Raw genomic sequence first — 14,498 nt, forward strand, 5'->3', positions numbered from 1 at the left:
AGGTTGAAAAATTGAGATAATTATATAAGGCTGTATGTATTCTTTTTATTTTTTGGAGTGGGGTGGAGGATACTATGAAAGGGTTAATGCTAACAATACGAGCAAAAGATGTTAGCAATTAGTTGAACAATATATGAAATGATAAGGTTTATTTCTATATAAAAAGATGAATCTGGCATGATCCACCTTTTTATGTGAGGTTTCAAGTATAATAAGTAGGGTGATAGTAACGTATACAAAAGATAAAAAAGAAAATAATACAGAATAAAATGAGGTTAATATATGAGTAAAAAAAGTTTTTCTGATTATAAATTAAGTAAGGAAATTGTAAGGGCACTTACTGGGTTAGGATATGATCATCCAACAGAAGTACAAGGTGAGGTTATTCCAGTCGCATTACAAAAGAAGGATCTTGTTGTGAAGTCCCAGACTGGAAGTGGAAAAACAGCTTCATTTGGTATTCCGCTTTGTGAAATGGTGGAGTGGGAAGAGAATAAACCACAAGCATTAGTTTTAACACCAACGAGAGAGCTTGCGGTGCAGGTAAAAGAAGATATTACAAATATAGGTCGATTCAAAAGGATTAAGGCTGCGGCAGTTTATGGGAAATCTCCATTTGCACGTCAAAAATTAGAATTAAAGCAAAAGACACATATTGTAGTTGGGACTCCTGGTCGTGTGTTGGATCATATTGAAAAGGGTACCCTTTCTTTAGAGTGTTTGAAGTATTTAGTTATTGATGAAGCAGATGAGATGCTAAATATGGGCTTTATCGATCAAGTAGAGGCAATTATTGATGAATTACCTACAAAAAGAATGACAATGCTATTTTCAGCAACACTTCCAGAAGATGTTGAAAAATTGTCTCGTACATATATGAATTCACCAACTCATATCGAAATTAAAGCAGCTGGGATTACAACGGATAAAATTGAACATACTCTTTTTGAGGTGATAGAAGACGAGAAGCTTTCACTACTTAAAGATGTAACAACGATTGAGAATCCTGATAGTTGTATTATTTTCTGCCGTACACAAGAAAATGTAGATCATGTATATAGACAGTTAAAACGAGCTAACTATCCTTGCGACAAAATACATGGTGGTATGGTACAAGAAGATCGTTTTGAAGTCATGGATGATTTTAGAAAAGGGAAATTCCGTTATTTAGTAGCAACAGACGTGGCTGCGAGAGGAATTGATATTGATAATATTACACATGTTATTAATTATGATATTCCACTTGAAAAAGAAAGCTATGTACATCGTACTGGAAGAACGGGACGAGCTGGAAATAGTGGAAAAGCTATTACATTTATAACACCATATGAAAATAGATTTTTAGAAGAGATTGAGGAGTATATTGGTTTTGAAATTCCAAAGGCAATTGGACCTTCAAAAGAAGAAGTTATGAAAGAGAAAGCTGCATTTGAAGAAAAGATACATGCTAAACCAATTATAAAGAAAGATAAAAATGCGGACATAAACAAAGGCATTATGAAGCTGTACTTTAATGGCGGGAAGAAAAAGAAAATTAGAGCGGTAGATTTCGTCGGGACAATTGCTAAAATTAAAGGTGTTACAGCAGAAGATATAGGCATTATTACGATACAAGATAACGTTTCTTACGTTGAAATATTAAATGGAAAAGGACCACTTGTCTTGAAAGTCATGAAGACTACAACAATTAAAGGGAAACAATTAAAAGTTCATGAGGCAATTAAGTAAATAAAAAACTATCCACTTTAATAGGTGGATAGTTTTTTATTTATGATTTTTTCAAATCATCAACTAGTTGCTCTGCTAAACGTCTATACATATTACTCATAGTCACAAAGGATGTTAGTAGTAGAAATTTTTGTAGCTTTGTATCTTCTAAGGAAGAAATCTCATTTACTTCTGTAACACGTTTATTTACGTCTTGTTTAAAGCTTTCGATATTGCTTTCAGTAAGAGCAAGATAATTTTTATATACCGCATTTAATTGGAATGAATCATCGTTTAATAGGGAGTCATTTATATTTTCTAATGAACTTTTTATATCGTTAATGGAGAGTGCTCCCTTTAATTGGTAAATCAGGCTAATTAAAATCATATGCTCTTTTGAATACTTTTTATTTTTGATGGGGATAAATAGTTTCCCTTTTGCGTAATTATTAATCATCGTTTTTGTTAATACTTTTTCATCATCAGTTCTCGTTGTATCTGCATAAGTATTCTCAAATAGTTGGACAACTTGGTCTACATATAAGTCAACATTTGGAATATCCTCAAGTTTAATATTTTTTTCTAAATGTAATGTCTCAAGTAATTCATTTATATTTTCCAAGTAGAATCCCTCACTTTTATAACTTAGTGGAACTTAATGTTTAATATATCTTTAAATATGGTATTACGAAACAAATGAATTGTAAATGTTGACCTTAAAAAGAAATGTGTATATAATTACATGTAGTTATCAAAACTACATGTAATTATATGAGGGGTGTTATTATGAATGCTTATGTAAGGGAACCAGTTAACGCATTTACTCACTTAGGTGGAGCGATATTATCATTTATTGCCTTATTAGCTATGCTTGTGAAAGTTTCTATTAAGATGCCATCATTTGCTGCAATTACAGCTGTTATTTTGTTTGGTATTGGAATGATGGTCCTTTATACGGCGTCAGCTGTGTATCATAGTGTTGTGGCCAATGAACGTGTTATTTACTTCTTTAGGAAGCTAGATCATTCTATGATTTTTATATTAATTGCAGGTACATATGCACCCTTTTGCTTAATTACATTAAATTCAGCAAGCGGTTTACTATTATTTTGTTTAGTTTATGCAACTGCGATTTGTGGCATTGTATTTAAGATGTTTTGGTTTAATTGTCCAAGATGGTTATCGACAGCAATTTATATTACGATGGGTTGGTTAATTGTTTTATTCTTTGCACCGTTAGCTGAGAATTTAAGTACAGGAGGCATTATTTTCTTAGTAATTGGAGGCATTTTTTATACAATTGGTGGATTTATTTATGGAACAAAGCCAAAATGGTTAGAGTTTAAATATATGGGGCATCATGAAATTTTTCATGTTTTTGTATTATTAGGTAGTCTTGCGCATTTTCTAAGTGTATATTGTTACGTAATTTAATAAAAAAACGCCACATAATAAAAATTATGTGGCGTTTTTTTATTACCTGATTAGAATCATATATGTTATAAAATTATTATGGGATAAAATGTAAGTTTCTGTGTTCGCATGTTAAACATAGGATAAGAAATATGTGATATACTTTGAGAAGTTTATAATGAATGAAATATGGAGGACTATAATTATGGCAATACTTGTAACAGGTGGAGCAGGATATATTGGTAGTCATACATGTGTAGAATTACTAAATAGCGGTTACGAAGTTATAGTAGTGGATAACCTTTCGAATAGCTCGGTAGAATCTATAAATCGAGTGAAAGAAATAACAGGAAAACAATTTAAGTTTTATAAAGAAGATGTTTTAAATCGCGAAGCGCTTGACGCAATTTTTGAAGAAAATGCAATTGAAGCAGTTATTCACTTTGCAGGATTTAAAGCTGTAGGGGAGTCAGTAGCGATTCCATTAACATATTATCATAACAACATTACAAGCACGTTAGTGCTATGTGAAGTAATGCAGAAACATAATGTAAAGAAGATGATCTTTAGTTCATCTGCAACTGTATATGGTATCCCGGAAACGTCACCGATTACGGAGGAATTTCCATTAAGTGCAACAAATCCATATGGTCAAACGAAATTAATGATTGAGCAAATTATGCGTGATGTAGCATTTGCAGATGCAGAATGGAGTATCGCATTACTTCGCTATTTCAATCCATTTGGTGCACACGAAAGTGGGCGTATCGGAGAAGATCCAAATGGAATCCCAAATAACTTAATGCCATATGTAACGCAAGTAGCAGTAGGTAAGTTAAAAGAATTAAGTGTATTCGGAAATGACTATCCAACGAAAGATGGAACAGGAGTCCGTGATTACATCCATGTTGTGGACTTAGCAAATGGTCACGTAAAGGCGCTTGAGAAAGTACTGAATACAACAGGAGTAGATGCTTATAACCTAGGCACAGGCATGGGCTATAGTGTACTAGAGATGGTTAAAGCTTTTGAAAAAGTTTCGGGCAAAAAAGTTCCTTATAAAATTACAGAGCGTCGCCCAGGTGACGTGGCAGTGTGTTTTGCTGATGCATCGAAAGCAAAGCGTGAATTAGGCTGGGAGGCAATACGCGGATTAGAAGAAATGTGTGCAGATTCTTGGAAATGGCAATCAAATAATAAAAATGGCTATTTAGAAGTTTAATGATGAATATAAAAAAATGACCTTTGCATAAAAGCAAGAGGTCATTTTTGATATTCATTTTCTATTAAGTTTATTAGCGAACCTAGAAAAGAACGTTCGCTGTTTTAAATGATATGATTTTACAATATCTTATGCTAGAAGCTAGTAGAATGAGATAGAGGAATGTATTATTTTGTTAATTTTTTATGGGAATTGAAAGCGTATTATTGAAAAGTATTCCAACACTTGTATCATTGCTAGAGTCCGTTTATAATCAAGGAATCCTATTTCATGTTTTGATAGGATTATTTATTATTGAAAGCGTTTTAAGTTTCCTCTTTTTTGAGGTAGGAGGTCTGACTTATTCAGATGAAAAATTATGTATGTAGTTTTAAATGGGAAGAAAAATAATATCAGTATCACTTTATAGTGTGGGGAGGTTAAAAGTGTGAAAGGTAAAGATTTTCACACGAATATATATGGGTTATATAGGATTATTACTTTCAGGGGCAGCTTTATTTTTAAATAGTCTTGTTATATTAGGGAAAGCAGAGATGAAAAGTGCGGGTGTTTTTAATTTATTTGTGGGTGCACTACAAATTATTATTCCGTTTTATTTGATCATGATTTCTGACCAAAGCAATTGGACAGTGTATTCATATGCGGCTACTTTCTTATTTGGATTAACTTATTTATATGTAGGTGTTACTTTTATAAAAGGAATGGATAGTAGTGGTCTAGGATGGTTTTGTATTTGGGTAGCAATTATAGCCTTATTCTATATGGTTGTTTCATTTGTTCAATTCCATGATGTTGTTAATGCATTAACGTGGTTTATGTGGGCATTACTTTGGTATTTATTCTTTGTATTAAATACACAAAAGAAGAACATCAATCAATATCTTGGAAGGATTGCCTTCGTACAATCATGGGTAACATTGACTTTACCTTCACTATTTTATTTTATGGGAGTATGGGGAGAGGGATTCGTATATGAACTATGGGTTTATGTATCAGTAATTTCTATTTTGTACTTCTGTTATTGTATTTATAAATATCGAGTGCGTTAATATATGATCTGCATAAAAGCATGGAATCGTTAAACTGGTTTCATGCTTTTTTATATATTAGCGTTTTATAATGAAAGTGGTGGTATCTCATAAATCATGAAAATGGGGATGATGAAATTGAAGAAAGTGTTGGTGCTAGGAGGAACAAGGTTTTTTGGTAAACATTTAGTAGAGTACCTTTTGCAAGCTGAACACGATGTAACAATTGCCACGAGGGGAGTTACTGAAGATTCTTTTGGTAGCGCAGTAAAAAGAATAATTGTTGATAGAGAAGATGGAAAGCTACTAGAAAAGCGTCTAGAAGGAAAAAGTTATGATATTGTATACGATAATTTATGCTATAGTTCAAATGCAGCGAAAATGGTATGTGAAGTTTTGAAAGGAAAAACGAAGAAGTATATTATGACATCTTCAATGGCTGTCTATGAACCTGCATTAAGCTTGTTAGAAGAGGACTTTAATCCAAATGAATATGCAATTACATATGGAGATAGGAATGATTTTAATTATAGTGAAGGAAAGCGATTAGCCGAAGCGGTTTTATTTCAATATGCAACATTCCCAGTCGTTGCAGTACGTTTTCCAGTTGTTATTGGAGAAAATGATTATACGAAAAGGTTACAATTTTACGTTGAATGTATTGTGAACCAAAAACCTATCGTTATGGATCATGTAGATGGAACTCTGTCATTTATATATGAAAAAGAGGCAGGAGAGTTTCTAGCTTGGTGCGGAATGGAAAATGTGAGAGGACCAATTAACGCCTGTAGTAACGGGGTAGTTTCTACAGAAGAAATTATTCATTTCATAGAAGAGAAGACAGGAATAAAAGCACTCATTCAGAAAGCTGGGGAAAATATAGCTCCTTATAACGAGGTAACTAACTGTACGTTACATAATGGAAAGGCTCGTGAATTCGGATTTTTGTTCCGAGAGCTGAAACTAGAAATAAAAAATGTTTTAAAACATTATATAAATACAATGAAGTAATCATAAATCCCCCGGTGGCAATCCGGGGGATTCTGGAGGATTTCGACAATACTGATTTTACATTACCAAATTTACCTTATACGTACGACTAATGTTTTTGTGATTGAATTGCTTGTAAATACTTCTCGTTTACTTGGTCCCAGTTTACTGTATGCCACCAGTTGGTAACAAACTCTGGGCGCCTATTTTGATACTTTAAATAATAAGCATGTTCCCATACATCAATTACGAGTAAGGGGATTTTCCCTTCTTGCAAAGGCGTATCTTGATTTGGTGTACTCATAACAGAGAGTTCCTCACCGTCAAGAACAAGCCATCCATAGCCACTTCCAAAACGACTAATAGCTGCTTTGGAAAGTTGATCTTTTAAGTTGTCAAAGGTATTGAAATAATAATCAATTACTTTTGCAACGTCTCCATTAGGCTCACCGCCACCTCGTGGGCTCATCACTTCCCAAAAAAGACTATGACAATAGTGACCACCACCGTTATTTCGTACAGCTGTAACAATTTCCTTCGGTAAAGCATCTAAATTACATAGCAATTCTTCTAAAGATTTATTATGTAATTCAGTATAATTTTCTAAAGTAGCATTTAAATTGTTTACGTATGTCGCATGGTGCTTTCCATGATGAATGGAAAGTGTATTGCTATCAATATGTGGCTCTAGTTCATCATAGTCATATGAAAGCTTTGGCAATTGAAATGAAGACATAACATTACCTCCTTTCCATTTAAAAAGTTGGTCTAGGTAAAAATACTTTACCTGAGTCAAAAATACACCCGTTTCCCATATAAGTCAATAGTAAATCTATTAATTTTCTGAAAAATATTACAATAAAAGTAACACTCTCACTTTCATTTGTGACTCCTATCCTTTTTGCTTATACTGTAAAGTAGCAGCGTTTTGTTGAAATAGAAGGAGATTGTTTATGAGTAAAACGAAACAATTAATAGAGGAAGCAAGTAATTTTATTACGATTTGTTATAAGGAGCTTCATAAAGAACAATTGATAGAAGAACGTATAAAAGAAATTCAAATTGAGATAGAGAAGACAGGGACATATGAGCATACATTTGAAGAACTTGTTCATGGTTCACGAATGGCATGGCGTAACAGTAATAGATGTATTGGAAGACTATTTTGGAGTAAGATGCACATATTAGATGCGCGCGAAGTAAATGATGAAGAGGGTGTATATAATGCATTAATTCATCATATTAAATATGCAACGAACGACGGGAAAGTTAAACCAACTATTACGATTTTTAAGCAATATCAAGGTGAGGAAAATAATATACGAATTTATAATCACCAATTGATTCGATATGCAGGATATAAAACAGAAATGGGAGTGATCGGTGACTCTCATTCCGCTACATTTACGGACTTTTGTCAGGAGCTTGGCTGGCAAGGAGAAGGTACGAATTTCGATGTATTGCCACTTGTGTTTTCTATAAACGGGAAGGCGCCTACATATAAAGAAATTCCGAGGAAAGAAGTAAAAGAAGTGCCAATTGAACACCCAGAATACCCTATTTCATCACTTGGAGCAAAATGGTATGGGGTTCCAATGATTTCAGATATGCGCTTAGAAATTGGCGGTATTTCTTATACAGCCGCTCCGTTCAATGGATGGTATATGGGAACAGAAATTGGGGCGCGCAACTTAGCGGATCATGATCGTTATAATTTACTTCCGGCTGTTGCGGAGATGATGGGTTTAGATACATCGAGAAACGGTACGTTATGGAAGGATAAGGCGCTAATTGAGTTGAATATTGCCGTACTACACTCTTTTAAAAAACAAGGAGTTAGTATTGTTGATCATCATACTGCTGCACAACAATTTCAGCAATTTGAGAAGCAAGAAGCTGCTTGTGGTCGTGTTGTAACAGGTAATTGGGTGTGGCTTATTCCACCATTATCTCCAGCTACCACTCATATTTATCATAAACCGTATCCGAATGAAATTTTGAAGCCAAATTTCTTTCATAAATAATATTTAGTGCAGTTTTTTTCTGCAAAATATAATTTTTTTAATTACTGTTATGTAGCAAATGGAAGCCTTTACTCTCGGTTATTTTTGGAAGAGGATTTTTGAACCAAGGAGTTCCTTATGTTATAATCAAATTTCTGTTTCGAAGACCTTATAGAAATATAAGGTCTTTTGTTTTGCTTTTTTATGTAAGAGAAAGAGATTTTTTCTTTTTAATAAGGGATTTGGCATATTTTTAGGGACAACATAAGTATGTGGGAAGTCGATAAAATGTTATGCATATATAATTATTGTGTTTTGGGTTTAAACAATAAAACATAATAAAGTTGTTTTTTTAGATTGCTGAGGAAGGAGGAAGTGTAAATGAGGATGAAGAGTCGAAAAACTGATTGGCCTGTATTTATTATTAGTGGTGGTTCACTTTTATTATTTGTAATTGCAGTTTTTTTGAACAAGGATTATGTAGAGAGTGCGATTAATAAAAGTTTCGCTTTTTCAATTAAATATTTCGGTGCCTTCTGGCAAGTTTTATTATTAGGTACATTTATTGTTGCGATGTGTATGGCGTTCTCCAAATATGGGAGAGTTAAACTTGGGGGATTAGAAAAACCTGAGATTAGTACGGCAAAATGGCTTGCTATTATTATGTCTACATTACTTGCCGGAGGTGGCGTTTTTTGGGCAGCAGCAGAGCCAATGTACCATTTGATGACGGTGCCACCAATACATGATGGTATATCTGCTGGAACGAAAGAAGCAGTCATGCCTGCTTTAGCACAAAGTTATATGCATTGGGGATTTTTAGCATGGACGATTTTAGGTACAATTAGTGCGGTAGTTATGATGTATGGACATTATCATAAAGGTATGCCGCTAAAACCTCGAACGCTTTTATATCCTATTTTTGGGGAAAAATTAAGAAAGAGCCTGCTTGGAACGATCATTGATGCGGCTGCAATTATTGCAGTAGCTGCAGGTACAATTGGTCCAATTGGATTTTTAGGTTTACAAGCAAGTTATGGATTGCAAGAATTATTTGGAATTTCTGATGTGTTTACTACTCAATTGGCAATTATTGTTTGTGTAGTGGCCGTGTCTACCATATCGGCAGTAACAGGTATTGATAAAGGGATTCAAATTATAAGTAATTTAAATGTTAGATTAGCAATTTTGTTAATGGCATTTATATTACTATTTGGGCCAGGTGGATTTATTATTGATTCGTTTGTTTCTTCGTTTGGATTTTATGTAACTGAGTTTATACCGATGAGCACATACCGTGGTGATACAAGTTGGTTAGGATCTTGGACAATCTTTTTCTGGGGATGGTTTATTGGATACGGACCAATGATGGCAATTTTAGTGAGTCGAATTTCAAGAGGGAGAACGATTCGAGAAATCATCGTTGCAATTGGAATTATCGCACCTATTATTACAACGTTTTGGTTTACTATATTAGGTGGATCAGGTGTGTTTTATGAGTTAATGAATCCTGGGTCTATCTCGGACGCATTAAGTGAATCTGGTATGCCGGCAGCTATGATTGCAATTACAGGACAATTGCCACTTTCTAATATTATTGGACCAGCATTTCTTTTATTAACAATTTTATTTGTAGTGACAACAGGAGATTCAATGGCGTATTCCATTTCAATGGCAGTGACTGGAGACGGAGATCCTAGAATTAGTTTGCGAATTTTTTGGTCGCTTATTATGGGAGCAGTTGCAGCAATTCTTTTATATATGGGTGAAGGAAGTATTAATGCGCTACAATCGTTTATCGTAGTGACGGCAGTTCCGGTATCAATTTTGTTATTCCCGATGCTATGGTTAGCGCCTAAAGTTGCAGGAGAATTAGCATTAAAACAAGGCATTGTAAAAGAAGAAGATAAAACTGCATTCTTATTTCAGAAGGCTAGTAAATCAAAATAAATAAAAACGTAAAAGAGGAAGCATCTTAAATGAGATGCTTCCTCTTTTACGTTTAATCTAATACTTTTCCCTTTGTTTCTGGTACACATAGTAGCATTGTAATTAACCCGATTGGGTAGATGATAAAAATCAGGGACAATGCTCCAAGTAGGTTGCCACCTGTAGCGAGTAAGCCGATAATAACAGGCCCAAATCCAGCTAACCCACGTCCTGTACCGAAAATAAAGTTTTCTGCGGTAGAGCGAGCTTCAGCAGGATAGTTTTCAGCTAAAATTGCCCCAAATCCTCCCATCATTCCATTTGCAAAGAATCCAAGCAATGCACTTCCCCATAATAATAATGTTGAATCTGTGAATAAGAAGAAGTAAATGAGACAGTATACTGTACCGCCAATATAATAAATTGCAAAAGTTTTACGACGACCAATTTTATCAGCCAGAATACCAAAGGTTGCAATTCCAATTAGCATACCGATGGTAGAAATGAACATCCAGCCACTTGCTTTTGCTAATGTATAGTTATATTTATTTGCTAAAATAGTTGGCATCCATGTGAAGATTCCATAATATCCGAAGTTCTGGATAAATGACATAATAATAAGACCGATTGTTGTGATTGTTACTTTTTTACTGGCAAATAACTTTCGAAGTGGGAATTTTTTTATATGTTTTAGTTGTTCTGCTTCAGTAGGTGTTAATTTACCTGCAGCTTCTTTTTGCAATAGTTCTTTTTTGTAGCGTTGTTTTTGCTCCCATATTTTCGGTTCACTTAAACTTTTACGGACATAGACAGCTAGTAAAGCTGGAATTAATCCAAATAAGAAAACAGCTCTCCATCCAAAATGCGGGACAATAAATGCTGGAAGGAGTGAAGCAACCAGTACACCAAATTGCCATCCAAGTGCAACAACAGATGTCGCTTTAGCGCGCATTTCTTTAGACCATGTTTCTGTTACAATGGCCATTCCGATTCCGAATTCACCACCAACTCCCATTCCAACTAAAAAGCGAAGAATTAATAATTGCCAGTAGTCTGTTGCGAAATAAATGAGTGCAGTTGCTAGTGAAAACAGTAAGATTGTGAAGGCCATTGTACGAATACGTCCAAATAAATCAGCAATAAATCCAAATAAATAAGAACCAATTAACATCCCTATTGTGGTAGCTAATGTTAAGTTTCCACCTTCAACAGGACTTAAGTGAAACTCTTTTAAAATATAGACAAGCACGAAAGATAATAGCAACATATCTAAACCTTCTGCTGCATATCCTAGCGCAGAACCAAATAATGTTTTATATCTTTTCGCTTTCGTCTCCTCTGTTATTTGTTGTACATCAGTAGTGACGTTCATTATTACTCCTCCTTATTTTCTACAGTCGCTATGGAAGAATAACAAAAGGCCTTCTCACCTGATATGATGAGAAGGCCAAAAAAGCATACGTATCCCCAAGAAAAGAACATACGTATATTGTATTCCGACTTCCTTCTCAACCTCACGGGGTTGGGTTAAAGGACTGTATTATATTACTTTATTTTTAGCACTCTTCTATTGTATTGTCAAATAAAGAGGAAGTTATTATGTGTAAAATATTTCAAAAAACATTTCGTTCGTCTTGACGCCGACTTCATTATTTTCCCATAATAAAACTAACTAAATAAAAAGGAATGAATCAAAGATGCTAAATTTAGTACTCATGATGATTGAACGAGTCGGACTTATAGTTATTTTAGGATTTTTACTCTCTCATATTAAAACTTTCAGGCGCCTCCTTCATAAACAGGACGGCTATGTAGATAAGCTTAAGCTTATTTGTATTTTTTCGGTATTTACAATTGTAAGCAATTACACTGGGATTGAAATAGCAGGAAATACGATTATGAATGAAAATTGGTTACAAGGTGTTTCTTCGTCAAGTACAATTGCGAATACGCGTATTATGGGTGTTGGTATTAGTGGCTTACTTGGTGGTCCTATCGTAGGGGTTGGAGTAGGGTTTATTGCTGGTATTCATCGTTATATGCTTGGTGGTACGACAGCGCTAAGCTGCGCAATCTCTTCTATTTTAGCGGGGATTATAACTGGTTATATCGGATATATTTTCAAAAAATATAATCGTACAATTACTCCTAAGTTTTCAGCAGTTTTAAGTGTTTTTATCGTATCTTTAGAAATGGTTATGATTTTATTAATTATAGAGGATGGAATTAGCGTTGTGAAAACAATAGCGATACCGATGATTCTTGTAAATAGTTTTGGAAGTTTTATTTTACTTTCTATGATACAAGCAATTTTGCGTCAGGAGGAGAATGCAAAAGCACTTCAGACTCATAAAGTATTGCGTATTGCTGATAAAACGTTACCGTATTTTCGTCAAGGTTTAACAGAAGAATCGTGTAAGCATGTGGCACAAATTATTCACCGCTTTACAGGAACGGATGCGGTATCTTTAACAGATACAGAGAAAATATTAGCGCACGTTGGATTAGCATCAGATCACCATATTCCTTCACATAGTTTAATAACTGGTTTATCAAAAGAAGTTTTACATACAGGGCAAATAATGAAGGCGAAATCACGTGAGGTTATTAATTGCCAACATGAAAGCTGTCCCTTACAAGCCGCTATTGTTATTCCACTAACTTCACATGGAAATACGATAGGTACATTAAAACTGTATTTTAAAAATTCTAACCAGTTAAGTCGCGTTGAAGAAGAATTAGCAGAAGGGTTAGCAAAGATATTCTCCACGCAGTTAGAGTTAGGAGAAGCTGAGTTGCAAAGTAAATTACTTCAAGATGCGGAGATAAAAGCATTACAAGCGCAAATTAACCCGCACTTTTTATTTAATGCGATTAATACAGTATCAGCTTTATGCCGAACAGATGTAGAAAAAGCAAGGAAGTTATTATTACAGCTTAGCGTGTATTTTCGTTGTAATTTGCAAGGGGCACGTCAGTTATTGATTCCACTAGAGCAAGAATTAAACCACGTACAGGCATACTTATCACTAGAACAAGCAAGGTTCCCAAATAAGTATGAGGTAAAGATGTATATTGAGGATGAGCTAAAGACAACTTTAGTACCACCATTTGTTCTTCAACTATTGGTTGAAAATGCATTGCGACATGCTTTTCCGAAGAAGCAACCAATATGCGAAGTGGAAGTGCATGTTTTTGAAAAAGAGGGTATGGTTCACTTTGAAGTAAAAGATAATGGACAGGGAATTGAGGAAGAACGTTTAGAACAATTAGGAAAGATGGTAGTTTCATCAAAGAAAGGGACTGGAACAGCCTTATATAATATTAATGAACGTCTTATTGGGTTATTTGGGAAAGAAACGATGCTTCATATCGAAAGTGAATTAAATAAAGGGACGGAGATTACCTTTATTATTCCAAAAAAAGTAGGGGAGGAAGAGCCGGGTGTTAAAAGTATTAGTAGTTGACGATGAAATGTTAGCACGTGATGAACTAAAGTATTTATTAGAGAGAACGAAAGAAGTTGAGATAGTTGGTGAGGCTGATTGTGTGGAAGACGCATTAGAAGAACTAATGCAAAGTAGACCAGATATTGTGTTTTTAGATATTCAATTATCCGATGATAACGGATTTGAAATCGCGAATATATTAAAGAAGATGAAAAATCCACCTGCAATTGTATTTGCTACTGCCTATGATCAATATGCGCTGCAAGCATTTGAAGTAGATGCGTTAGACTACATTTTAAAACCATTTGATGAAGAACGTATTGTGCAAACATTAAAGAAGTATAAAAAACAAAAACAAGCGCAAATAGAAACGAAGCACGAAATAAAGGGGACAGATGTAGCAGCAGAGATGCATAAATTAGCATTATCAATTGAAGAATCAATCGTACTTGTGAATATTGAAGACATTATATATGTAGGGCTTGTAGATGGGAAAGTAACAGTAAAAACAATGAGGGAAACGTATGTAACACATGATACACTTGTAATTTTAGAGAAGAAGTTACCACAAGCAAGCTTCATGCGCATCCATCGTAGCTTTATTGCGAATATTAATCATATTACTGAAATTCAGCCATGGTTCAATTCTACTTATAATTTAATCATGAAAGAAGGATCGAAAGTACCTGTTAGCCGTACATATGCAAAAGAACTTAAGAAGCTGCTTCGTATTTAAGAAGCAGCTTTTGTATTTCAT

Annotated in this window: 12 protein-coding genes; 9 read left to right on the top strand and 3 right to left on the bottom strand. The window is 34.3% G+C overall.

Annotated elements, in window-relative coordinates; translation table 11 throughout:
* The first annotated feature begins 282 nt into the window (after positions 1–282).
* A complete protein-coding gene (dbpA, locus tag ACTJJY_RS10600) occupies positions 283–1,728 on the top strand; it encodes an ATP-dependent RNA helicase DbpA (protein WP_000039350.1) in 1,446 nt (481 codons plus the stop codon).
* A 40-nt stretch (positions 1,729–1,768) separates the two neighbouring features.
* Here the strand turns inward: dbpA and ACTJJY_RS10605 are convergent, their stop codons facing one another.
* The gene (locus ACTJJY_RS10605; protein ID WP_440605466.1) at positions 1,769–2,329 is read right to left on the bottom strand and encodes a DUF1836 domain-containing protein; all 561 of its coding nucleotides are present in this window, start codon (positions 2,327–2,329) and stop codon (positions 1,769–1,771) included.
* Between the two features lie 164 nt (positions 2,330–2,493).
* Here ACTJJY_RS10605 and trhA point away from each other — a divergent pair, with 164 nt between their 5' ends.
* The 4 genes from trhA to ACTJJY_RS10625 all read left to right on the top strand — a co-directional run bounded on the left by trhA (position 2,494) and on the right by ACTJJY_RS10625 (position 6,381).
* Entirely contained in the window at positions 2,494–3,141 is a 648-nt protein-coding gene (gene trhA / locus ACTJJY_RS10610; protein ID WP_440605467.1) for a PAQR family membrane homeostasis protein TrhA, read from the top strand.
* A gap of 184 nt (positions 3,142–3,325) precedes the next feature.
* Positions 3,326–4,342: a UDP-glucose 4-epimerase GalE gene (galE, locus tag ACTJJY_RS10615; RefSeq protein WP_440605468.1), complete on the top strand. Its 1,017-nt coding sequence runs from the start codon at positions 3,326–3,328 to the stop codon at positions 4,340–4,342.
* 458 nt (positions 4,343–4,800) lie between these two features.
* Positions 4,801–5,391: an AmiS/UreI family transporter gene (locus tag ACTJJY_RS10620; RefSeq protein WP_000540540.1), complete on the top strand. Its 591-nt coding sequence runs from the start codon at positions 4,801–4,803 to the stop codon at positions 5,389–5,391.
* Positions 5,392–5,487: 96 nt separating this feature from the next.
* The gene (locus tag ACTJJY_RS10625; protein WP_440605469.1) at positions 5,488–6,381 is read left to right on the top strand and encodes an NAD-dependent epimerase/dehydratase family protein; all 894 of its coding nucleotides are present in this window, start codon (positions 5,488–5,490) and stop codon (positions 6,379–6,381) included.
* An 88-nt stretch (positions 6,382–6,469) separates the two neighbouring features.
* Here ACTJJY_RS10625 and sodA read toward each other — a convergent pair whose 3' ends face one another.
* The gene (gene sodA / locus ACTJJY_RS10630; RefSeq protein ID WP_000094037.1) at positions 6,470–7,096 is read right to left on the bottom strand and encodes a superoxide dismutase [Mn]; all 627 of its coding nucleotides are present in this window, start codon (positions 7,094–7,096) and stop codon (positions 6,470–6,472) included.
* A 217-nt stretch (positions 7,097–7,313) separates the two neighbouring features.
* Here sodA and ACTJJY_RS10635 point away from each other — a divergent pair, with 217 nt between their 5' ends.
* Together ACTJJY_RS10635 and ACTJJY_RS10640 are read left to right on the top strand one after the other, a co-directional pair.
* A complete protein-coding gene (locus tag ACTJJY_RS10635; protein ID WP_440605470.1) occupies positions 7,314–8,384 on the top strand; it encodes a nitric oxide synthase oxygenase in 1,071 nt (356 codons plus the stop codon).
* A 360-nt stretch (positions 8,385–8,744) separates the two neighbouring features.
* Complete coding sequence (locus tag ACTJJY_RS10640; protein ID WP_440605471.1) at positions 8,745–10,313, top strand: BCCT family transporter; 1,569 nt, start codon at positions 8,745–8,747, stop codon at positions 10,311–10,313.
* Between the two features lie 52 nt (positions 10,314–10,365).
* Here the strand turns inward: ACTJJY_RS10640 and ACTJJY_RS10645 are convergent, their stop codons facing one another.
* The gene (locus ACTJJY_RS10645; RefSeq protein ID WP_016513283.1) at positions 10,366–11,664 is read right to left on the bottom strand and encodes an MFS transporter; all 1,299 of its coding nucleotides are present in this window, start codon (positions 11,662–11,664) and stop codon (positions 10,366–10,368) included.
* Between the two features lie 325 nt (positions 11,665–11,989).
* Here ACTJJY_RS10645 and lytS point away from each other — a divergent pair, with 325 nt between their 5' ends.
* Positions 11,990–13,759, top strand: coding sequence for a two-component system sensor histidine kinase LytS (gene lytS, locus ACTJJY_RS10650; RefSeq protein ID WP_000933592.1), 1,770 nt, complete (start codon positions 11,990–11,992; stop codon positions 13,757–13,759).
* Positions 13,737–14,477: a LytR/AlgR family response regulator transcription factor gene (locus ACTJJY_RS10655; RefSeq protein ID WP_440605472.1), complete on the top strand. Its 741-nt coding sequence runs from the start codon at positions 13,737–13,739 to the stop codon at positions 14,475–14,477. The genes lytS and ACTJJY_RS10655 overlap by 23 nt, the downstream gene beginning before the upstream one ends.
* Positions 14,478–14,498 lie beyond the last annotated feature (21 nt).

Source organism: Bacillus sp. 22475, assembly GCF_052044835.1.
In the GTDB taxonomy this organism is placed as follows: domain Bacteria; phylum Bacillota; class Bacilli; order Bacillales; family Bacillaceae_G; genus Bacillus_A; species Bacillus_A cereus.

Coding starts and splice junctions, on each gene's coding strand:
- lytS (WP_000933592.1), top strand. CDS start 11,990: ATGCTAAATTTAGTACTCATGATGATTGAACGAGTCGGACTTATAGTT.
- dbpA (WP_000039350.1), top strand. CDS start 283: ATGAGTAAAAAAAGTTTTTCTGATTATAAATTAAGTAAGGAAATTGTA.
- galE (WP_440605468.1), top strand. CDS start 3,326: ATGGCAATACTTGTAACAGGTGGAGCAGGATATATTGGTAGTCATACA.
- ACTJJY_RS10635 (WP_440605470.1), top strand. CDS start 7,314: ATGAGTAAAACGAAACAATTAATAGAGGAAGCAAGTAATTTTATTACG.
- ACTJJY_RS10625 (WP_440605469.1), top strand. CDS start 5,488: ATGAAAATGGGGATGATGAAATTGAAGAAAGTGTTGGTGCTAGGAGGA.
- ACTJJY_RS10640 (WP_440605471.1), top strand. CDS start 8,745: ATGAGGATGAAGAGTCGAAAAACTGATTGGCCTGTATTTATTATTAGT.
- sodA (WP_000094037.1), bottom strand. CDS start 7,096: ATGTCTTCATTTCAATTGCCAAAGCTTTCATATGACTATGATGAACTA.
- ACTJJY_RS10620 (WP_000540540.1), top strand. CDS start 4,801: ATGGGTTATATAGGATTATTACTTTCAGGGGCAGCTTTATTTTTAAAT.
- ACTJJY_RS10645 (WP_016513283.1), bottom strand. CDS start 11,664: ATGAACGTCACTACTGATGTACAACAAATAACAGAGGAGACGAAAGCG.
- trhA (WP_440605467.1), top strand. CDS start 2,494: ATGAATGCTTATGTAAGGGAACCAGTTAACGCATTTACTCACTTAGGT.